We start from the raw sequence: 22626 nt of genomic DNA, 5'->3' as shown, positions 1-22626 counted from the left end.
TTTTCATATTAGGCAGGGATTATGTTCCCTGCAACGTGGAAGGACAAGTGTTAATATGAATGTGCAAGTCATTCACCTTCCTCTCATAAGTTCCCCTTTATTATAATTAAATAGGACTAATAGTAGGGATTACAAGTGCTATTAGTAAGTTTACTAAAGAATCTAGTCTAGGCTAGGTTCTTTTGTATTTGTAGTTATTTATGAAGAATAAAAATGAGCTCCTATAAGGAAACTCATTTAAGTTACAAATAAAAAATTATTGCGTTAATTTTAGTAAAGCACTTTTAAGGTTATTTTTCCAATTTTTATTGTGAGGTATTCGAATGATATCATCACTATAATTGGACAGTAATTCTGTACGACTTAATTTACTTAGTGTTTGCCAATCTGATTTTAATATGTAAGCAGCATTACCATAAGATGAGTTTTCTAGCAATACTACATCATTATCAAAAATAGCTCCTATATATGAGTTAAATGAATTAGTTCCACGAATATATTTTTTGACACCTAGTTTTTCAAAAAAAAGCATACGTTCTGAAGTATCTTGTGAACTATTTGATTTGTTAGATTTATTATTTAATAAAGCTTTTATTAAATTTAAACTAGATTCTCCTGGGGGAAGTATTTCCCAGTTAACATATAAAGTATCTATATATGACTCGGAATCTATTTTATCTGTTATATCAAAATTGCCTATATTTTCTTGTAATAAATTGCAATTGAATAATAAGTCATATTCAAATGTTTCAGAATTAGTATCAATTTTACTATCTGTAAATACTTTAAAGATAAATAATTCATTTTCATGGTTTTCTTCAAGTTCAAATATTAAATTTATAAATTTAGGTGGAAAAATTTTTCTCTGCCAAACTTCTCTATTGATAGTTATTGTATGATAACCTTTTGAAGGATCACCAAAATTAGGAGCATCATGAGAATAACTTTTAGTAATTTTAGGCAAATGTTTTAAAGGTCCACTTACTTTACCATTTATATTATATTTGGAATATTTTCCTTGACTAATATCAGGTAGGATATTTTGGTTATAAGTAATTTTATTGTTTTCAAATTTAATTCCTAGTTTAGAATATTTGTTTTGTATAATATCTTCTTTAGATATTTTTAAATAACCAAATGTTATTATTGGATTATTTAGATTTATGATTTTATCAGTTATATTTTTAGGTATTTTATTAATATTTTTTTTCATTAGTTTCCTCCTATAAATTTAAAATATTTCTAATAATAAATATTCTATAAAAGGAAAAATAATCCTTCATTTTACGATATTGAATTGAGGTGAAATTATGAATATGCAAGGTAAAATAAATAAGTTAATAAAAGGATTAAATATTTATGAATATATATATTTAGTAAATAGAGAACAATTCATAAGTAATAAAACAGGAAATGTATGTACTGTATATAAGTTATTTCACTTAATAGATGTTGAAGATTATAACGAAATGTATCCAGATGATAAGAAAGATCCTAATAAGTATTCTAAAGTTAAGGTAGAAATATTAAGTACATTTAAACAACAAGAAATACTTTTAAAATTAGTTGAGATATATAAAGAAGTAGGTGGAGCAGATGGATAATAAAAAGCTTACACCAAAACAGAAAGCATTTGCAGATTATTATATTGAATTAGGGAATGCAACAGAAGCAGCAAGAAGAGCAGGATATAAAAAGCCTAATGTACAAGGAAGTCAGAACTTAGAAAAACTTAGTGTTAAATCATATATAGAAGAAAGAATAAAAGTCTTAGATGAAAAGAGAATAGCAAAAGGTGAAGAAGTCCTTCAATACTTAACAAAAGTTATGAGGGGAGAAGAAAAAGACCAGTTTGGATTAGATGCATCTCTTCAAGATAGAACTAAAGCAGCAGAGTTATTAGGCAAAAGATATAGATTATTTGTAGATAAGGTTGAGAAAGATACAAACTTAAATGTTAATTCAACAGCTAAACTAGATTCTATACTAGGACAACTAAAGGAAAGAAATAAAAATGAGTGATGAATATAAATTATCTGATAAGTATCTAGACTTTTTAGAATATAGAGCACCAGTAGAAGCATTAGAAGGAACAACAGCAGCAGGAAAAACTACAGTAGGAATACTTAAGTTTATGTTAATGGTTGCAGAATCTACTAAGAAAATGCATGTTATAGCAGCTAAAACAACTGGTGTTGCTGAAAAGAATATAATACAAAAAGAATATGGAATTACTGATGTATTTGGTGATTTAGTCAGATATAACGGTAATGGAGATAAAGATAATAAAATACCTCATATAAGGTACAAAACTAATAATGGAGAAAAAATCATATATATACTAGGTTATGATAACGTAGATAAATGGAAGATGGCTTTAGGTTCTCAATTTGGATGTGTACTTATAGATGAGGTTAACACAGCTAGTATTGAGTTTGTAAGAGAAATATGTACTAGAAATGATTATCTTATGATGACACTTAATCCAGATGATCCTAATTTACCTATATATGATGAATTTATTAATTGCTGTAGACCATTAGAAAAATATAAGAAGGATGTTCCAAAAGAAATAATGGAACAATTAAAATCAGAACCAAAGCCTAATTGGACTTATTGGTTCTTTTCTTTTTATGATAATGCATCATTAAGCGATGAAGATATAGAGAAGAAAAAGACAAGTGCTCCTAAGGGAACTAAATTATATAAAAATAAGATATTAGGCTTAAGAGGTAGAGCAACAGGTTTAATATTCTCTAACTTTGAAAGAAAGAATAATGTTATATCTAAAGAAAAAGCTAAAGGAATGAAATTTATTCAATTTACAGCAGGACTTGATACAGCATACTCACAGAATAGTCCAGATACATTTGCATTTACTTTCTTAGGTATTACAGATAAGAAAGAGTTAGTAATGCTAGATGAAGAAGTATATAACAATAAAGATTTAGAAATACCTTTAGCACCTAGTGATATAGCTCCTAAATACTTTAAGTTCTTAGAGAAGAATAGAAAAGATTGGGGATTCGCTAGAGATGTGTTTATAGATTGTGCTGACCAAGCAACAATAACAGAGCTTAAGAAGTTTAAAAGAACTAACGCTTGTATGTATAACTTTATTAATTCTTATAAGAAGGTAGCTATATTAGATAGAATACATTTAATGTTAGGTTGGATAAATGTTAATGGCAAAATATTTTATTATGTTGTAGATACTTGTAAAGAGCATACAAGGGAGTTGGAGTGTTATTCATGGAAAGAAGATAAGTATGAGCCAGAAGATGCAAATGACCATACAATTAACTCTTGTCAGTATGCATGGATACCATTTAGAAAAATGATAGGAGATTATAAGGAGGAATAGAAATGGGGTGGATTAAGAGTATGTTGACTAATGCAGCTATAAAGTTATTAGATATACAACCTGCTATATCTAAGCCTGTAATTATAAAAGAACCTTTATCTTTTGAAGGAAATGTTATGAAAAATAGAATGTGGTATAGAGGTGATCCATCAGAGTTAGACCAATTTTTTAAAGGAACAGTAATGGATCAAGTAAGTAAAAGCAGATTTTGGGCAGCAGTTCCAAGTGATAAACTAAATATAAGAAAAATGCATTCTGGATTACCTGCAATATTAGTTGAAACATTAGCAGATATTATTATAAGTGATATAAATAACATATCAATTGAGAACGAGGAATTATTAAATAAATGGGAGAAAATAAGTAATGATAATAAGTTTGATAAATTGTTAAAAAAGTCATTAGTAGAAACACTTGTTACTGGTGATGGAGCATATAAGATAACCATTGATACTGATATTACTCCATACCCTATTTTAGAATTTTATTCTGGAGAAAGAGTTGATTATATAATAAAAAGAGGTAGATTACAGGAAGTATTATTTTATACTGATTATTCTGTTAGAAATAATAATTATAGATTAATAGAAACATTTGGAATGGGATATATAAGGAATAAACTTATAGATCAAAAAGGCGCAGAAGTTCCATTAAATACTGTTCCTGAATTATCAGAATTAAAAGATGTAACTTATGATAGTAAATTTATAATGGCTGTACCTTTAAAGTTTTTTGAATCTCAAAAATGGAATAATAGAGGTAAATCATTATTTGATAATAAATCAGATGCATTTGATAGTTTAGATGAAGTAATATCACAATGGATAGATGCGATAAGAAGTGGTAGGGTACAAAAATATATACCAGAGGATTTATTACCTAAGAATTCTCAAGGGCAAATTATGGAGCCTAATCCTTTTGATAATCAATTTATAAAGATTGGTACAAGTTTATCAGAAGATGCTAAAAATGAAATTAATATGATACAGCCAGAAATAAGATACGAAGCTTTTATTGAAAGTTATGCAAAATCACTAGATATGTGTTTACAAGGCATATTAAGTCCTGCAACTTTAGGTATAGACTTAAAGAAGTTGGATAATGCGGAAGCACAAAGAGAGAAGGAAAAAACTACTCTCTATACTAGAAAGAAAATAGTAGATGAATTACAGGAAGTTATACCACAACTTATAAATACATTGCTTAAAGTCAATTGTATATTGAATAGAAATAAAGCTATTGATGACATAGATATTACTGTAGATTTTGGAGAGTACGCTTCACCATCATTTGATGATAAGGTAGAAACTGTAGGTAAGGCTAAAAGTTATGGTGTAATGTCAATAGAGCAGTGTATAGAAGAAATGTATGGAGATACATGGACAGATGAAGAAAAGGAAGAAGAAATTAAAAGAATAAAGGAACAGAATGGATACCTTGAAGCTGATGAACCTAAATCAATAGATGATGAAGATTTGAATTTAGAGGTTGATGAAGATGGACAAGAACAACAATAATCCATCAAAGCTAAGTAAAATACTTGAAGGTATAACAAAGAAAAAGATATTAGAAGATCATAAAAAAGAAAGAGATAAGTCTTATGACATAAGAAGGATATTTGAGGAAATGGAACTTGCCTTAATATCATCTATGCATAGGGCTTTTTATTTTCATAAAAAACAACAGCAAGAAGAGGGTTTTAATTGGGAACAATGGCAACGTACTAAACTTAGGGAGATAGAAAAATACAAAAAAAGAAATAAGGAAATAGTTGGAAGTTATAATAAGCCTATTCAAGAAGCAATAGATAGAGAATTAGAAGATAAGTTTATTAGTGGTCAACAGTATGTAGAAAACTTAGTTGATAGTGTTAAAGTACAGTTTCCAGAAGATATAAAGGAATCTCAAACAGTTAAAGAATATATAGCAAATAAGCTAGGAAAAGAAAGTAAACCACCTAAGGAAGAAAACTTTTTTGGAGTTAATGAAAAGAAGCTAGATGCATTACAAGAAGCTGTAACAAATGATTTGAAAAAGGCTCAATATTCTGTTTTAAGAAAAATGGATGATGTTTATAGACAAACTATATTTAAAACTCATGTTTATTTACAAAGTGGTACTAAGACTATTAATCAAGCTATAGATATGGCTACTAAAGATTTTTTAGACAAAGGGATAAATAGTATAGTTTATAAAGATGGCAAGAGAGTTAATATTGCTAGTTACGCAGAGATGTGCTTAAGAACAGCAAGTCAAAGAGCTACATTCTTAGGTGAAGGCAAAAAAAGAGATGAGTATGGAATACATTTAATAGTTGTATCAGCTCATGCAAATACTTGTAAGATGTGCGAGCCTTGGCAAGGTAAAATACTTATTGATGATTTATTTAGCAATGGAACTAAAGAAGATGGAGAATATACACTACTTAGTAAAGCTATAACAGAAGGTTTATTACATCCTAACTGTAGGCATACACTAGCAACATACTTTCCAGGTATAACAAGATTGCCAATAGTTCAAGATGGTAAAGAAGCTATTAAGTTGTATGAAGCAGAGCAAAAGCAAAGATATTATGAAAGACAGATAAGAAAGTGGAAAAGAATTTATATAGGTTCTTTAGATGAAGACAACAAAAATAATGCAAATATAAAAATTAAAAACTATAAAGATATGTTGAAAAACCTTTTAAGTGATAATAAAGAACTTAGAAGAAATTATTATAGAGAAGAAATTTAAGTCTTATAAATAAGGCTTTTTTATTTTGTCCAAAATTTGCTTAAGACATTAAACTGTGCATGAAATTATTAATATTTAAGAAAGGATTGATTAATATGGCAAATTTAAAAGAGATATTAGGTGATAGTTTTAATAGCTTACCAGAAGATATAAAAAGTAAATACAAAAATATTGATTTAGTTGATAGTGCTAATTATATTGAAAAATCTAAATTTGATGAGGTTTCACAGTCTAAAAAACAATTAGAAAAGGACATTAAAGATAGAAATAAACAATTAGAAGATTTGAAAAAATCAACTGGTGATAATGAAGAACTTAAAAAGCAAATTGAACAACTTCAATCTGATAATAAAAAGAAAGATGAAGATCATCAAGCAGAGCTTAAGGATTTAAAATTAACTAATGCTATTAAATTAGCTATATCGGGAAAAGCACAAGATACTGATTTAGTGGCAGGGTTAATTGATAAAACAAAATTAATATTAAGCGAAGATGGAAAAGTTACAGGACTTGATGAACAGGTTAAGAGTTTAGCAGAAAATAAAGCTTTTTTATTTAAGAGTGAAGAAAAAAACAATAATAATAATCCATTACCAGGTTTTAGAGTTGGTAATGATGGAAATCAAAAACATAATGATCCAGGTATTAGTATGAGAGATGCTATAGCATCTCATATTCAATCACAAATTCAAAAATAAATTTATAAAAATAATTTTAATTAGGAGATGATTTTATATGCCAGTAACATTAGCAGAGGCAAAATTAAATGTACAAGATGCATTACAAATGGGAGTAATAGATGAATTTAGAAAGTCAAATTGGATTTTAGATCATTTAATATTTGATGATGCAGTTTCACCTACAGGTGGTGGGGCAACACTTACTTATTCATATACTAGATTAAAAACACAACCAAAAGCTGGATTTAGAGATATTAATACAGAATATTCACCAAGTGAAGTTACTAAAGAAAGACATTCAGTAGATATAAAAATATTTGGTGGTAGTTATCAAATTGACAGAGTTATAGCCAATATGGGTGGAATTATTTCAGAAGTAGAATTACAACAAAGTCAAAAAATTAAAGCAGCTCAAGCATTATTTAATGATACCTTTATAAATGGAGACAGTGCTACAGATAGTAAGGCGTTTGATGGATTAGAAAAGGCACTTAAAGGTTCATCTACTGAATATAATGCTGGTGGAGATAATATAATTGATTTATCAACTTCTAAAGCTGTAACAGATAATTACGTTGCATTTTTAGATATGCTAGATGAATTTTTAACTACATTAGATGGAACACCATCATTTATAGCAGGTAACACAAAACTTATATCTAAATTAAGAGCATGTGCTAGAAGAGCTAGTATGTATCAAGTAACAAAGAATGATTGGGGACAACAAGTAGAACAATACGGAAATATCCCTTTTGTAGATTTAGGTACAAAACCTGGAACTAATGAAGATGTAGTTGCTACTGATTCATCTAAAGGAACAACATCATTATATGTTGCTAGATTAGGTTTAGATGGGTTACATGGAGTATCTATGGCTGGAGTATCACCAGTACAAACATGGTTACCTGATTTTAAAACAGCAGGAGCAGTAAAAACAGGTGAAGTTGAAATGAATGCAGCTATAGCATTAAAAGCTAGCAAAGCTGCAGGAGTATTTAGAAATATAAAAGTTAAGTAGGAGGTAGTTTTAATATGGCTAAAATAATAGCACCAAATAAACAATACACTGGCATTAGTGCTAGTGTATATTTTTGTAATGGAATTGGAGAAACAACTAATGAAGATTTAATTAGTTGGTTTAAAGAACATGGATATAATGTTATAGAAGAAGATGTAGAAAAAGTAGAGAAAAATATAGATAATATGTCAGTAGAAGAATTAGTAAGTTATGCTGAAGAAAATAATATAGATATAGGGAAAGCTACAAGTCAAAGTGGAATAATAGAAAAAATTAAAGTAGCAGAACAACAGGGAGAATAATATGGCTTATGTAGATAGTTCATATTATAAAGAAGAATTTAAAGGCAAAATCATTGATGATGATAACTTAGAGAATAAATTAGAAAGAGCATCAGATCAGATTGATACTTTAACTCATAACAGAATAATAGGAATAGAATTTAAAAATTTATCTCCATTTCAACAAGATAAAATTAAAAAAGCAATATGCTTACAAGCTGAATTTATAGAGCAGTATGGTGAATTTATTAATATGCCTTTAAGTGGTTATAGTGTTGGAGGTACATCTGTTAGCTTTAATGGAAGCATTGTAAACGGAATAACTACAACTAAGGAAGTTATTAATTATATATCTCAAACAGGTTTAAATAGTAGGAGGTTATAATTATGGGTGTTAAGTTACCGTTTCCTAAATGAATTTTAAATACTCCCGTAAAAGTATACCAAACATTCATTAATGAAGATGGTGAACCAGTAGAGGATTTAATTTATGATGGATTATGTAATTATAATGAAAAGAGTAAGCAAACACTTGATGCTGAAAGAAGGCTAGTAACGCTTTCAGGTAAAGTTATTATTGAAGGTGATATTAATCCAGGTAAATTAATAGAAGGATATATTAAAATTGGAGATATAAAAAAAGATATTTATAAATCATCAAGACCACGTAATCCTGATGGTTCTGTATTTAGTACTGAATTGGAGCTTATATAATGAAGTCTAAAGTAACAATAAAATTAGATAGAGCAAAGATAAATACAATAATAAATGCTAAAAACAAAGCTTTAGAGGAAACTACAGAAGCTATTTTAAGTGATATTAAAACGAGTGCCGTAGTTCCTAAAGATACTGGAGAACTTGAAAGAAGTGGTTTTGTTGATTTATCAAGGTTAGATAATGGAATAACATCTATAATCTTTGATACACCATATGCAAGAAGATTATACTGGCATCCAGAGTATAATTTTAGACAAGATAAAAATATAAATGCACAAGGAAGATGGATGCAGTCTTATATTGATGGAGATAACAAAGAATTTGTAACAGATACTTATTCTAAATTTTTAAAAATGTTTAGCAAAGGATTGATTAAGTAATGTTGCTAAGTGAAATAAGAGAATATTTAAAAACTAAAATAGAATGTCCTCAATGGCATATAGGAAAGATAGATGGAACTAAAGAACAATGTATAGGTATCTATAGTATAAGAGGACCAATAAGTCATATAGCCTTAGGTGGATTAGAAAATACAAGCTATTCTACTAAGGCTATTTCTATATTAATACATTGGGGAAAGAATGCTAATATAGCAGAACAAAAAGCACAAGAAGTATTTAACTCGTTGTTTGGACAAGATGCTATTATAGGAGGAAAGCGAGTTATAGATTTTAATATGAGAACTAGTGAACCTATAAGTGTTGGAACAGATAAAAACGGTATATATGAATATGTGATAGAAGTAAATATAATACATGAAAGGTAGGTAATATATTATGGCAGGATTTACAGGAGTATTTCCAGTATATAATCTTAAATTTAAGATAGGTACAAAAGGAAAAGAAAGTCAAGAAAAAGATATGCAGCCCATAGCTGACATGGAGAACTTTGGTATAAAAATAGATGGTAAGGTTGAAGATTGGACACCAATGGACACAGCGGGATGGGCAAGAAGTTTAATGACTGGAAAGAGTTTTTCTATATCTTTAAAAGGAAAAAGAAATGTAGGTGATCCAGGAAATGATTATGTAGCAGCAACAGCATGGAAAGATGGATTAGATTGCAGTACAAAAGGAGCTATAGAATTTCCAGATGGATCAAAGCTTTCATTTGATTGTGTAATTGATGTTAAAAATGTAGGCGGAGATGATAGTACAAAGGTTGCTCCACTTGAATTTGATTTAAAAGGTGATGGAAAACCAACATATACTCCAGCATCACCAACACTAAGTCACTAGGAGGTATAAATAATGGCAAAAGTATATAATATAATGGATAAATTAGTTAATGTAAAACCAATAGTGCAAATAGATGAAGAACATGAGTATAAGATTAATAATACTAAAAACAATGCAGTATATATTCAATCTTTAGTAAAAAAGAATAAGCAAGATAAAGAAAAAAATGAAGAAGTAGACGAAATAAAATTAATAGAAAAAATAATAAAAGCTTCTTTAGGGAAAGATGCCTTTGACTATATAGAAAGCTTAGATTTAAGTATGGAAGGGTATAACACAATAGTTAATGCTATAATGGCTGGAATATCTAATTCAGAACTTGAAGAAATCGAGGAAATGGGTAAAAAAGAAATAGAGCGATTTCAACAAGAAGAAAAATAATCAATGGTATGATTTAATTGAAGATTGGGAGCTTATAGATGCTTCATTTACCGCTCAATATGGTATTAGATTAAGAAATGAATCAGATATGAGTTGGGATGAATTCTGTACTTTACTTAGTGGAATAATGCCTAAAACTCCACTTGGACAAATTATTTCTATAAGAAGTGAAGAAGATGAAGAAATATTAAAGAGTTTCACCAAAGAACAACATAAAATTAGAGATGAGTGGAGAAGTAAGCAATTAGAAGAAATGACAGATGAAGAAAAAGAACAGCAAATAAAAGAAATACAAGAATTATTTAAACAAGCATTTAGTTAAATCTAGGTGCTTGTTTTATTTTATGAGAAAGGTAGGTGAAGTTAGTGGCAGATAATGATAGTGTAGGTAAAATTGGTCTTGATTTAGAGATACAAGATGGTGATATAGAAAAACAAATAGAGCAGATGGCTTCCAATATAGGAAACAAAATAAGTAAATCATTAGAAGGTATTACAAGTAAATTTGATTTTAGCTCATTAACTAATGGAATTTCAGATTCTTTAAATAGAGCTTTTAACAGTATAAATGAAACAATAAATTCTAATCTTGAAAAAAGTAAACAAAGTATATTAAAGACTATTGAGGAAATAAAGGAAAGAGCTTTAGATTGTATAAAAAGTATTATGGCAAAAGCTAAAAAAATAAATATTCCTTTAAACTTTGAACCTGCAAAGAATATTTCAATGCCTAGTCAAACTACTGCAAAGACAGTTAGTTCAAGAGGACCACCAAAGACTAATGCAGTTAATTTAGAAAGTATTAAAGCACAGATAGATAATTTATCTAACAGCTTAGACATAACTAATAGAAAGATAGAACAGCAACAAGAAAAGTTAGCAGGTCTAAGACAAACTTATAATTCTACTTTTAATCAAGCTAGAAAAAATAAGATTCAAGAACAAATATTAAAGACAGAAGCTACTATAAATAAATTAATAGGACAAAGTGATAAAGCAGGATTTAAACTTGCTGACTTAGATGCACAATTTCAAAGGTTAAGTAGTGCTGCTAAAAGTTCTAGTAATGGAGTGAATCAAGCTAACGAAAGTATAAAAAGAACAGCAAATGTTGCAAACAATGCTTCAAGAAATTTAAGAAACGCAAATAATTCATCCAGAAGTTATAGAGAAAATATCAATGGAGCAAGAAGTGCAACAGGTATGTTTATAGATAGTATGTTTAGATGGGGAATAGTATTTCCTATTATTATGAAAGGTATTTCAGCGGTTGGAAGCTATATAGGTAGTGCTTTAATGACAAATGCACAATTTGCTAATAGTTTAGCTCAGGTAAGAACTAATTTAATGGTTGCTTTTATGCCAATTTATCAAGCGGTTCTACCAGCACTTAATGCTTTAATGAGTGCGTTAGCGACTGTAACTGCATATATAGCAGCATTTATAAGTGCTATATTCGGTAAAACATATCAAGCTAGTTTTGGAGCTGCTAAACATATGAATGCTTCAATAGCAGCAATGAAAAATATGGAGAAGCAAGGTAAGAAAACTGGCAGAGCAGTAAAAGGGATAGGAGATAATACAGCAAAGACAGCCAAAAAAATAAAGGGTGCTTTAGCGGGGTTTGATGAAATAAATAAATTAAGTTTACCTAAAGATCCAAAAGAAAAAGCTCCAAAAACACCTAAATCTGGTGGAGGTGGAGTTGACCCAATACCAATGGTTGCACCTAATATAGATTTAAGTCCTACAAGTGCTGCAATGCAAAAAATAAATTCAATGGTAGAAAAGTTAAAAAATATTATATCAAAGGTATTTCAACCATTTAAAAATGCATGGGCAAGAGAAGGTGTTGCAACTATTGCAAGTATTAAATATGCATTACACGGAATTTGGGAGTTAATAAAATCTATAGGGCATAGTTTCTTAGAAGTATGGACTAATGGAACTGGTGAAGCAATACTTGTTGTTATTCTACAGATTTTACAAAATATATTTAATATTATTGGAGATATAGGAGTTACTTTTGCTAATGCTTGGAATGATGGAGGAATAGGAACAGCTATAGTTCAATCTTTAGCAGACGCATTTATAAATGTATTAACTCTTATAAAACATATTGGAGATTCATTTAGGGAAGTATGGGGTGAAGTGGGACCCGGAGTTGCAAAAACCTTTATGAAAATAATGGATTCAATATCTGGAGTACTTAAAAATACTACAAAGAATTTATTATATGTTTGGGATAATGGAGGTAGTCATTTATTTAAAGGACTTATAAGATTAGGAGATAAAATATTTGAGTTAGCAGGATATATTTATACTGAGTTTGTTGCTCCTTTTGTTATATGGTTTGATGATAGTATAGCTCCAGTTATAGCTAAAGTTGCAGATAAAGTAGGAACTGTTTTAGATGCATTCAGTAATTTAATAGGTTGGTTATTAGGAAGTGGTAAACCTGTATTAGATACAATGATTGTAACAGTAACTTATTTTTTTGCAGCTTGGAAAGTGGCTAAATTAATGTCATTTATTCAACAAGCTGGTGGTGTAATAGGTGTTTTAGGTAACATAGGCAGAGCATTAAAAGCATGCACTTTAACTAAAATAGCAGATAGAATTGAAACAATGAAGTTAACTTTAATGTATGCTAAAGATTTTATTGTTTCATTAGGAAAGGGAACATTAGAATTAATAAAACAAGCAGGACAATTTACGATAAATACTGGTTTGAAAATAGCAGATGCAACAGCACAAGGAATAATGACAGCAGCGACAGTAGCTTGGAATGCAGTTTGTGTAATAGCAACAACTGTTACTACTGCTTTAGGTGCTGCAATAGCTTTTTTAACAAGTCCAATAGGAATAGCAGTTGTAGCAATAGGTGGAATAATAGCCATAGGTGTAGCATTATATAAAAACTGGGATGTTATTAAAGCAAAAGCAAAAGTAGTTTGGTCTCAAATAAAACAAATATTTTATGCATTTAAAGTATGGTTACAAGGAGTATTCCAAAGAGATTGGACTAAAAGTTTTGGTGTTTTAGGAAATTTACTTAATGCATTTTCAAGAAATGTAAGTAATATTTTTGGAGGCGTAAAAAGAATATTTAGTGGAATCATTGATTTTATAGCAGGAGTATTTACTGGAAATTGGCGTAGAGCTTGGAATGGGGTTAAAGAAATATTTAGGGGAGTATTTCAATGTTTATCTGGAATTGCAAAAGCTCCACTTAACGCTGTAATTGGACTTATAAATATGGCTATAGATGGATTAAATACTATTAGCTTTACAGCACCTAGTTGGGTACCAGTTGTAGGAGGACAACATTTTGGTGTTAATATTCCTAAAATGCCTTACTTAGCCAAAGGCGGTATAGTTGATAAACCTACACAAGCAGTAGTTGGTGAAGCAGGAACAGAAGCTGTAGTACCTTTAGAAAATAATACACAAGGATTAGATTTACTAGCTAATAAACTTACAGAAAGAATAAACAATAGGTTATTAGCATCTAGTAGTTTATTACAGCAACCAGATTTAACAATGCTTGGACAAAATTCTAATACAGATAATAAAAATATTAATGATTCTAATTATTTAGATAAATTAAAAGAAGCAATAATTGAAGCCATAAAAGAAAGTAAAAATGATAATGAGTATAAAGATAGTGGAAACGCCGATAGAGACACTGGAGATATAGTATTAAAGATTGATGATATAGAATTTGGTAGAATTGCTATAAAAACTATAAATAAATTAAATAGAATTTATGGAAAGCAATTATTACTTATTTAGGAGGTGGCAACAATAAATTTAACAATTAATGGGGTAACAGTTGTTGCTCCTAAAAGTTTTAAAGTAAATATAATGGATTTGGATGGCGAAAATACAAATAGAAATGCTAAGGGTGTAATGCTTAGAGATAGAATAAGGGTTACTAGAAAATTAGAAATAGAATGGGGTCCATTAACAGGCAATGAAATAAAGAAAATATTAAATTCAGTAAGTGGAGTATATTTTGAAGTTTCTTATCCAGATCCAAAGGAAGGACAAATAACAAAAACATTTTATACAGGAGATAGATCTGCACCAGCTTTTGATTTTAAAAGCAATATGTGGTTAGGTCTATCTTTTAATTTAATAGAGAAATAGAAAGAAGGATTTTAAAATGGAAAATGAAATAAAAGTAACAAGTACAATAACAGAAACTACAAATCTTAATGGAGTAGTTGAAGTGGAGAAAGACGGAATGAAACAGCAAGTCATGAATATGAATTGCTCCTTAAAAGAGAATGACGTGGCTAATATACAAACCTATGTAATTAACATGGATTTATTTAAATCTAATTCTACTTTAGTTGCAGCAGAAGTACAAAAGTTTAGAACAAAAGCTACAGAAGTAGCTAAGGGATTAAATTGTTTTGTATTTTAATTTAAGAGCTTACATTATGTAGGCTCTTTTTATATTGAATAAATTTAAGAAAGAAGGATTTAAAGATGGCAAAATTAACAAATAAAGAAATAATAGAAAAAGTGGGTATGTTAGGAGAAATAAGCAATAGAAAGTTACCAGTTAAGGTTAGTTATGCAATAGGCAAAAATATTGGAAAAATAGAAAGTGAATTAAAGCACTACAATAAAGAAAGACAAAAAATATTAGAAGAATGCTGTTTAAAAGATGAAGATGGAAATCTTAAAGTAGAAGATGGCAACTATGCTATAGATCCAAATAAATTAGAACAATGGAATAAGGATATACAAGATTTACAAGAAATTATTGTTGAAATTGATGTACATACTTTTAGTATTGATATGTTAAATGGTTATGATATGACAGCAAGTGAGATGATGTGTATAGATTTTATGATAGAAGAATAATTAATTCATTAATCTTAAAAGAAAGGAGGTTAATATTTGTTTAAAGTATCAGAAAAATATAAAAAAGAAATAAATAAGCTTGGAGGAAGAAGTTTTGTAAGTAAAGTTGTAATAAGAGATAAAGAATATAATGATGATGTAATTATAGATATGAGCCTAGATGAAAGTGTTAATCCTGGAGATAATTTTTCACTAGGTTCTGTTGTTTCTAATACATTTGAAATAAATTTAATTAATGTTGATACTAGTGTGATTTTTAAAGAAGCAACTATTAAACCGTATGTAGGTTTAAAACTTGATGATGAAATAGAATATATTCCATTAGGTGTTTTTACTGTTGATAATGTAACAATAAAAGATAAAAAAGTTAAATTAGAATGTATGGATAATATGATTAAGTTAGAAAGAGCTTATTTTTCTGACTTAAAATATCCTTGTAATATCAATCAGATATTAAAAGAAATTTGTATAAAATCTAATATAACTTGTAATTCTATTTTACCTAATTATTCTATAGATGAAATAAAAGGATATAGTTTTAGACAAGCAATAGGAATTTTAGCAACTCTTTGCGGTTGTTTTGCTAGATTTAATAGAATTGGAGAATTAGAAATATTATCTTATACAGATACAGATTTAAGAATAACACCAGATACATTCTTTAAGATTGAAACAAATGACAAAGACTATATTATAGGAAAAATAACAGCTAAAAAAGGACAAAAGACTTTTAGTAAAGGTTCTAATACTGAAATAATAATTGATAATCCAGTAATTACAGAAGGAATTGTTAATGATCTTTATAATAAGTTTAAAGATTTTACTTATAGACCTTATACTTTAAGTTGGCAAGGAAATCCCTCAGTTCAAGCTGGCGATAAAGTTGAAATAGTAGATATAAATGGAAAAGTATATAATACGTTAATTATGGAACAAAAATTTACTTATAATGGTGGAATTAAAAGTGAATTAAAAGCAAGTGGTAAAACAGAAAGTTCTGATAGATTTGATATAAAAGGTTCTATAACACAGACTATGGAAAACTATTCTATAGAGCAAGCATCTATCAAAAAGGCATTAATAAAAAAAGCTGATATAGATTCATTAGATGTAATAGATGCTAGGATAAATAATCTGTATGCACAAGATTTAAAAGTACTAAATGCCAAAATTATAGATTTACAATCTAATAAAATTAGTACATTAGAATTTAACGCTTTAGAATCTAAATTACAACATGCTTTAATTGGAAAAGCAGATGTAAATGAACTTAATGTAGCGGTAGAAAGAGTTGGGATTTTAGAAGGTAAAACACTTAGTGTAGAAAATCAACTTGCAGGTAATCTTACAGCAAAGAATTTTAAGACTAATTCTATAACAGCAGGTAGTGGAATAATAGCAGAAGGTGCTATAGGATCAGCACAAATAAGTTCTTTAAGTGTAAATAAATTAGAAGCAGGAGATATAATTACTAGTAAACATAAAATTGTTAGTGAAGATGGAACTATAGAAATAGTAGGAAATCAAATACTTATAAATAGAAATAATGTTAATAGAGTTATTTTAGGAGAATATAGAAAACAAGATAATACAACAGATTATGGATTACTAATAAGAGCAAAAGATGGAAAAACTATAATGCTTGATAGTGAAGGAGTTCATAATGCAGGTATTACAGATGGAGCTATAAATAATAATAAGGTAGCTGATAATGCAAATATATCAGGAAATAAATTAGATATAAATTCTGTTATTAGGGAAGTTAATAATAAAGGTACTGAAACTATTAAAGGTACTAAGGTTACTGTAGGGGATAGAACTTTAGATGTAGAGCTATCTACACAAAAGAATACTATCACAGAACATAGAAAAGAATTAAGTAATCAAAAAGCTACAATAAATGCTTTAGATAATGCTATTAAATTAAAAGTAGATAATCAAACATTTACTCAATCTACATCTACTATAAATAAGAATATTAATAATTTAAATAATGATTTAGTAAGTAAAATAAATTCAAGTTTGAGTACAGCTAAATCTTATTCAGATTCTAAGAAGCAAGAAGCTATTAATAGTTCTAATTCTCATGCAGATTCTGTTGCCACAAATAAGGCTAATGAATCTTTAAATAATGCTAAAGCATACACTAATGCACAAGTTACTACTGTAAATAGTAATTTAAGTAAAGCCACAAGTGAAATTAATATACTTAAAAATCAGATATCAACTAAGGTAGGACAAAGTGATATAGATAAAAGTGTTCAAGAAATTAAATTCAATGATGTAAATATGTTGTTTAATAGTGCTAATTTTAAAGATATTTCACATTGGAGTATAACAAATGGTTCTGAAAATTTATTTGTACAAAATAATTATCTTGTAGCTAAATTTAACAATTATGCTAATTGGGGTTGTTATGTAACAAATGATAGTTTAAGAAATATACCATTAGATACATCTAAAAAATATACTGTTGTATGTAAATTAAAAGCTAGTAGAAATCAAGCAGTTAATTTTCAAATAATAGATGGAGATAGTAGTAATTTTGTTAGTGGATCATATTTTGAATTAACGACAAATTGGAATATATTTAAATATACATTTATTCCAAGTAAAAAAGGAAATGAAAGACAATTTAGATTTATTACAAGTAATTTAGGATATGAATTTGATTTATATATTGAATTTGTAAAGATGGTAGAAGGAGCTACTTCATCTTATGTTTGGACTAGCAATCCTTTAGAGGTTAATCAAACTATCGTAGATAATATCAAAGTAGTTACAGATAAAATTAGTGATGTATCTACTAAATTAACTCAAACTAAAGATAGTCTACAAGCTAGTGTTAATAGCTTAAATAGCACAACACAAACTATAACAACTAATTTAACTAAAACTAATAATGATTTAAGTAATAAAATAAACATAGCTAAAAATGATGCTATTTCAAGTGCTAATTCTCATGCAGATTCGGTTGCTACTACTAAAGCTAATATAGCTCAATCAACAGCAATAGCTCATGCTGATAGCAAGGCAAATGATGCAAAGAATCAAGCTATAAATAGTGCAAATACTTATACTAATGCACAAATAACAACAGTAAATACAAGAGTTAGTAATGCAGAAAGTAATATTAATATACTTAAAAATCAAATATCAACTAAAGTAAGTCAATCAGATATCGATAGAAGTATTAATAGTATTGAGTTCGGTGGAAGAAATTTAATTCTTAATAGTGGTTACTGTAAAGATCTAAAATATTGGGGAAAAAATGTTGGTGGTGGAGCGACTAGCAAAGATATATTTTTAGATAATGGTAAAGATGGAGAATATCATGGCCCTAATTTAACTAATATAAGTTTTCCTAGTGGATGGTGTATATTAACTAATACAAGTTTAAAATCAAAAAAGTTCAAATTTGAAGTTAATGAAAAATATACTATTAAAGGTGTAATATGGACTAATAACAAAGGTAATGTAGAATTTCAAATTGCTGATGATAATTCTTTAAATTGTGTAATTGATTCTATTATAACTATAAATGGTTGGGGATATACTCCATTTAATATTACTTTTACACCTAAAATACAAGGTAACGAAAATTCAATTAGATTTTGTATTAATAAAGAAGGTCAATCTATTTTTATTCCTTATATAAAATTAGTTAAAGGGACTATAAATGGTGATTGGACACCTGCTCCAGAAGATATAGAACAAGAAATAAAAGATAATATAACAACAGTAACAACTAAAATATCTAATGTAGAAAGTAATTTAATTCAAAAAACAAATAATATAAATGCAACAGTAAGCTCTGTACAAAGCATGTTAAATACAAAAGCGGATGGAAGTGTAGTAAGTTCTATGCAAAGTCAATTAGCTAGTATAAATATAGGTTTAGATGGTATTAAAAATGAAGTAGCTAAAAAGACAGATAAAGGATCTATTATATCAGCTATAAACCAAAGTGCAGAAGAAATAAAAATAGATGCTTCAAAAATTAAGATAAATGGATTAACAACATTCGCTAGTAAAACAGGGTTAAAAGCTATAGAAATAGAAGGTAATAGTATAAACTTTTATGATTGGGAAGGTAGTGAAAGAAAAGAATATGTAGGAGAAATATTTTCTACTAGAACTAATGGAGATGCTAGAAAGCCTGGTTTAGCAATAGGGCATAAAGTAAACTCAACATTTAATATAGTTTATGAAAATGGCAATGAATATTCATCTTTTATGACTTTTGATAAAAATAATATACTAGGTAATAAAGTTCCTATAAAAATAAATGAAGATATAGCTTTAAATGCTTCTTTATTATATCTTTCAACTTCTAAGATAAATGATATTTACGAATCAAAGGAAGGTATTTTCTGCATAGAAGCAAAACACGGAGTATATATTATGGATAAGGACACAGGAAAATATACAGCAAGATTAGGATCGGATTCGGTTGGATTTGGTAAATGGAATCAGGTTTATTATTATGCTGAATTTTTCCCTGGAGGATTTGCTCTTTCAAGTGGTAATGGAGGAAATAAAGATAAATATTTTTGGGTAGATGCTGGATCAAGTGATATATGTACAAAAGTTGGGGTAAATATGAAAATCCAAGGAAGTTTATCTGTAAGGGGATCTAAAAACAGAATAGTTGAAACCATGTATGGTGATTTAAAATTAAATGCAATAGAAAGTACAGAATGTTGGTTCACAGATATGCTTATAGATCAAAGCAGAACAGATTCTAATGGAGATTGTATAATATGGTTTGATAATAAGTTTTTACAAACTGTAAATACAAGGTGTAAATATAAAATTGATGTAACTCCTATAGGTGAATTTGCTAGTAATGGTAAGTTAACATATGTAAGAGTAGTAGAAAAAACAGATAAGTATTTTAAAGTTAGAGGAACACCAAATACATTATTTGATTGGACTATAACAGCAAAACAAAAAGGTTATGAAAGAGATAGGTTAGAAGTATTAAAGGCTAGTTAATTCTAGTCTTTTTTTATTTTATAAATTAGGAAGGTGAGGAAAAATGAATGGATGATATTTTAATAAAACTTAAAGTTATTATTGTTATTTTAGGTTCTTTATTTACATGGCTATTTGGAGCATGGGATACACCTTTAATAGTTTTAATTGTATTTATGATTATTGACTATTTAATGGGAGTTACAAAAGGTTATGTAAATAAAGATTTAAGTAGTCGAGTAGGTCTTAAAGGTATAGCGAGAAAAGGAGTTATATTTGCAATACTTATTGTAGCAGTTATGTTAGATAGACTTTTAAATACAGGAAATTGGGTATTTAGAAGTCTTGTATGCTATTTTTACATAGCAAATGAAGGGATAAGTATATTAGAAAATGCATCAGAATTAGGAGCACCAGTTCCAACAAAACTTAAAAATGCATTAATACAATTAAGAGAAGATAAAGAAGATCATAGATAATTTTATTTATGCTTTATTTTTATAAATAAAAAGAAAGAAGGAATTTAAATGATAAAAGAACTTATTAAGATCTTAGTAAAATTAGTAGAAGCAAAGTTAAAGAAAATAGGCATAGAAGAAGAAATATTAAATCATAAAAAGTATATTGATACAGCTAAAGAAATATGGGGAATTGTAGATGAACAGTTTAGAATTACACAAAATGTTAAAGAGAAACTATCTAGTAAAGCGGATGAATTTAACAGAAGATTTTTAGAAGAACATCAAGAGTTATCTAAGGAAGATGTTGAATATTTCAGACAAGCAGTAGCTGGAGAAATTAATCAAGGTAAACAATCAGTTTTAGATAATTCGGAGATTCTAAGAAAACTCCAATTTGAAAATGAAGAATTAAAAGCTAAAAATTTAGATCTGGAAAACAAATTAAATGCTATTTCAAACTATGTACCAAAGGAAGAACAAGGACAATAGTCTTTGTTCTTTTTTTAATATATCAACCGATATTTATATAAATTCTATTTTATTATTACATAATAACTAGAATTATAATCTATAAATTATGTATAATAAGATAATAGTTGTAAATTATGGGGGATGAAATTTATGAGTGAAAACAATGATAAAAAGGATAATAGTTATTATTTACCAATATTTATAGCGTTAGGATTAGGTATCGGTGTGGCATTTAATCAAATACCAATAGGTTTATGCTTAGGTGTTGCTATTGGTATAGTTTTAGATGATGAAAAGAAAAAAATAGATTGAATTTGAATATTAATATGAAAAAAGTGGATATGCATTGCATATCCACTTTTTAATTATCTAATATCAACATTGGTTTAAAACAAAGCCTAATATATATATATAAATTTATAAAAAAGTGAGGTAATGTAAAATGTTAAAAGGAATAGATGTATCAGAACACCAAGGAAGAATAGACTGGGAAAAGGTTAAAGATCATATTGATTTTGCTATATTAAGAGTAGGATATGGAAGAAATAATATAGATAAACAATTCGTAAGGAATATAAAAGAATGTAATAGATTAGGAATACCAGTTGGAGTTTATTGGTTCTCATATGCCTATACAGTTGAAATGGCAAAACAAGAAGCTAAATATGTATTAGAAGCTATAAAACCATATAGAGTTGAATATCCAGTTTTCGCTGATATTGAATATGATACATTTAATTATGCTGAAAAGAATGGTATTAATATAAGTAAAAGACTTGCTACTGATATGGTAAAGGCTTTTTGCAGTGAAATAGAAGGTGCTGGATATTGGGCTGGTAATTATGCTAATCCCGATTTTATAAATAATAAATTTTATCAAAGTGAATTAGAGAGATATTCTTTATGGCTTGCATGGTATGGAGCTACAGAAAATCAAGCTAAAAAATATGGTTGTCAAATGTGGCAGTATTCTGAAAGTGGTTCTATACCTGGTATTGGAACTAATAGCGTAGATATGAACTATGAGTATAGAGGTTTTGCTAAAGCAATAAAAGAAGCAGGATTAAATAATTTAGATAATAGCAAACCAGTTTCAAGACCTTCTAAACCTTCATTGAAATTAATACCTCAAACTGGAACTTGTACAATTATAGTTAATGAATTAATGATAAGAGAAAGACCTTATAGAGATTCAAAAGCAGTAGGTTCTTATACTAAAGGGGAAAGTGTAAATTATGACTATTATGTAGATAATGAAGGTTATAGATGGATATCTTGGATAGGTGCTAGTGGCAAAAGAAGATATATGGCGGTAAGAGTTTTAAGCACTAATAAAAGATATGGTAAATGTGTATAGAAATTAATTTAGGCAGGAGAAAACCTGCCTTTATTTTTATTTTATATAAACTTATTTATAAAATAAT

Annotated in this window: 24 protein-coding genes; 23 read left to right on the top strand and 1 reads right to left on the bottom strand. The window is 28.2% G+C overall.

Going from position 1 to position 22626, the window contains the following annotated elements; translation table 11 throughout:
• Positions 1–256: 256 nt before the first annotated feature.
• Entirely contained in the window at positions 257–1213 is a 957-nt protein-coding gene (locus tag AC4FQ1_RS01765) for a hypothetical protein (protein WP_491168772.1), read from the bottom strand.
• A 97-nt stretch (positions 1214–1310) separates the two neighbouring features.
• Here AC4FQ1_RS01765 and AC4FQ1_RS01760 point away from each other — a divergent pair, with 97 nt between their 5' ends.
• The 23 genes from AC4FQ1_RS01760 (at position 1311) to AC4FQ1_RS01650 (ending at position 22559) form a co-directional block, all read left to right on the top strand.
• A complete protein-coding gene (locus tag AC4FQ1_RS01760) occupies positions 1311–1604 on the top strand; it encodes a hypothetical protein (RefSeq protein ID WP_491168771.1) in 294 nt (97 codons plus the stop codon).
• A complete protein-coding gene (locus tag AC4FQ1_RS01755; RefSeq protein WP_491168770.1) occupies positions 1597–2022 on the top strand; it encodes a terminase small subunit in 426 nt (141 codons plus the stop codon). Before AC4FQ1_RS01760 ends, AC4FQ1_RS01755 begins: the two co-directional genes overlap by 8 nt.
• A complete protein-coding gene (locus AC4FQ1_RS01750; protein ID WP_491168769.1) occupies positions 2015–3364 on the top strand; it encodes a terminase large subunit domain-containing protein in 1350 nt (449 codons plus the stop codon). Before AC4FQ1_RS01755 ends, AC4FQ1_RS01750 begins: the two co-directional genes overlap by 8 nt.
• 2 nt (positions 3365–3366) lie before the next feature.
• Positions 3367–4881 (top strand): phage portal protein, encoded by a 1515-nt coding sequence (locus tag AC4FQ1_RS01745; protein ID WP_491146988.1) that lies wholly within the window; start codon positions 3367–3369, stop codon positions 4879–4881.
• On the top strand, positions 4862–6100 hold the full coding sequence (locus AC4FQ1_RS01740; protein WP_491168768.1) for a phage minor capsid protein: 1239 nt from the start codon (positions 4862–4864) through the stop codon (positions 6098–6100). The genes AC4FQ1_RS01745 and AC4FQ1_RS01740 overlap by 20 nt, the downstream gene beginning before the upstream one ends.
• Before the next feature lie 95 nt (positions 6101–6195).
• Complete coding sequence (locus AC4FQ1_RS01735; RefSeq protein WP_491168767.1) at positions 6196–6798, top strand: phage scaffolding protein; 603 nt, start codon at positions 6196–6198, stop codon at positions 6796–6798.
• 37 nt (positions 6799–6835) lie between these two features.
• Positions 6836–7798, top strand: a complete 963-nt coding sequence (locus AC4FQ1_RS01730) for a major capsid protein (RefSeq protein ID WP_491146991.1) — start codon at positions 6836–6838, stop codon at positions 7796–7798.
• Positions 7799–7812: 14 nt separating this feature from the next.
• The gene (locus tag AC4FQ1_RS01725) at positions 7813–8100 is read left to right on the top strand and encodes a hypothetical protein (RefSeq protein ID WP_491146992.1); all 288 of its coding nucleotides are present in this window, start codon (positions 7813–7815) and stop codon (positions 8098–8100) included.
• Position 8101: 1 nt separating this feature from the next.
• Entirely contained in the window at positions 8102–8464 is a 363-nt protein-coding gene (locus AC4FQ1_RS01720) for a head-tail connector protein (protein WP_491146993.1), read from the top strand.
• A 328-nt stretch (positions 8465–8792) separates the two neighbouring features.
• A complete protein-coding gene (locus tag AC4FQ1_RS01715) occupies positions 8793–9176 on the top strand; it encodes a hypothetical protein (protein ID WP_491168766.1) in 384 nt (127 codons plus the stop codon).
• Positions 9176–9562, top strand: a complete 387-nt coding sequence (locus tag AC4FQ1_RS01710) for a phage tail terminator protein (RefSeq protein ID WP_491168765.1) — start codon at positions 9176–9178, stop codon at positions 9560–9562. Before AC4FQ1_RS01715 ends, AC4FQ1_RS01710 begins: the two co-directional genes overlap by 1 nt.
• Positions 9563–9572: 10 nt before the next feature.
• A complete protein-coding gene (locus AC4FQ1_RS01705) occupies positions 9573–10034 on the top strand; it encodes a phage tail tube protein (protein WP_491146997.1) in 462 nt (153 codons plus the stop codon).
• Positions 10035–10046: 12 nt separating this feature from the next.
• A complete protein-coding gene (locus AC4FQ1_RS01700; RefSeq protein ID WP_491168764.1) occupies positions 10047–10415 on the top strand; it encodes a hypothetical protein in 369 nt (122 codons plus the stop codon).
• A 16-nt stretch (positions 10416–10431) separates the two neighbouring features.
• Complete coding sequence (locus AC4FQ1_RS01695) at positions 10432–10737, top strand: Gp15 family bacteriophage protein (protein ID WP_491168968.1); 306 nt, start codon at positions 10432–10434, stop codon at positions 10735–10737.
• Between the two features lie 44 nt (positions 10738–10781).
• On the top strand, positions 10782–14210 hold the full coding sequence (locus AC4FQ1_RS01690) for a hypothetical protein (protein ID WP_491168763.1): 3429 nt from the start codon (positions 10782–10784) through the stop codon (positions 14208–14210).
• Between the two features lie 3 nt (positions 14211–14213).
• Positions 14214–14567: a DUF6711 family protein gene (locus AC4FQ1_RS01685; RefSeq protein ID WP_491147000.1), complete on the top strand. Its 354-nt coding sequence runs from the start codon at positions 14214–14216 to the stop codon at positions 14565–14567.
• A gap of 16 nt (positions 14568–14583) precedes the next feature.
• Positions 14584–14847 carry a hypothetical protein gene (locus tag AC4FQ1_RS01680; protein ID WP_491168762.1) on the top strand — a complete coding sequence of 88 codons (264 nt, stop codon included), beginning with the start codon at positions 14584–14586 and terminating at the stop codon, positions 14845–14847.
• 65 nt (positions 14848–14912) lie between these two features.
• Complete coding sequence (locus AC4FQ1_RS01675; RefSeq protein WP_491146928.1) at positions 14913–15293, top strand: hypothetical protein; 381 nt, start codon at positions 14913–14915, stop codon at positions 15291–15293.
• A gap of 36 nt (positions 15294–15329) precedes the next feature.
• On the top strand, positions 15330–20291 hold the full coding sequence (locus AC4FQ1_RS01670) for a hypothetical protein (RefSeq protein ID WP_491168761.1): 4962 nt from the start codon (positions 15330–15332) through the stop codon (positions 20289–20291).
• Between the two features lie 47 nt (positions 20292–20338).
• The gene (locus AC4FQ1_RS01665) at positions 20339–20749 is read left to right on the top strand and encodes a phage holin family protein (protein WP_491168760.1); all 411 of its coding nucleotides are present in this window, start codon (positions 20339–20341) and stop codon (positions 20747–20749) included.
• Positions 20750–20797: 48 nt separating this feature from the next.
• Positions 20798–21220: a hypothetical protein gene (locus AC4FQ1_RS01660; protein ID WP_491168759.1), complete on the top strand. Its 423-nt coding sequence runs from the start codon at positions 20798–20800 to the stop codon at positions 21218–21220.
• 132 nt (positions 21221–21352) lie between these two features.
• Positions 21353–21514, top strand: coding sequence for a glycine zipper domain-containing protein (locus tag AC4FQ1_RS01655; protein ID WP_491168758.1), 162 nt, complete (start codon positions 21353–21355; stop codon positions 21512–21514).
• A 130-nt stretch (positions 21515–21644) separates the two neighbouring features.
• The gene (locus AC4FQ1_RS01650) at positions 21645–22559 is read left to right on the top strand and encodes a GH25 family lysozyme (RefSeq protein WP_491168757.1); all 915 of its coding nucleotides are present in this window, start codon (positions 21645–21647) and stop codon (positions 22557–22559) included.
• Positions 22560–22626 lie beyond the last annotated feature (67 nt).

It is taken from the genome of Clostridium sp. TJA020 (assembly GCF_058310295.1).
This window is presented reverse-complemented; position numbering and strand designations above follow the sequence as displayed.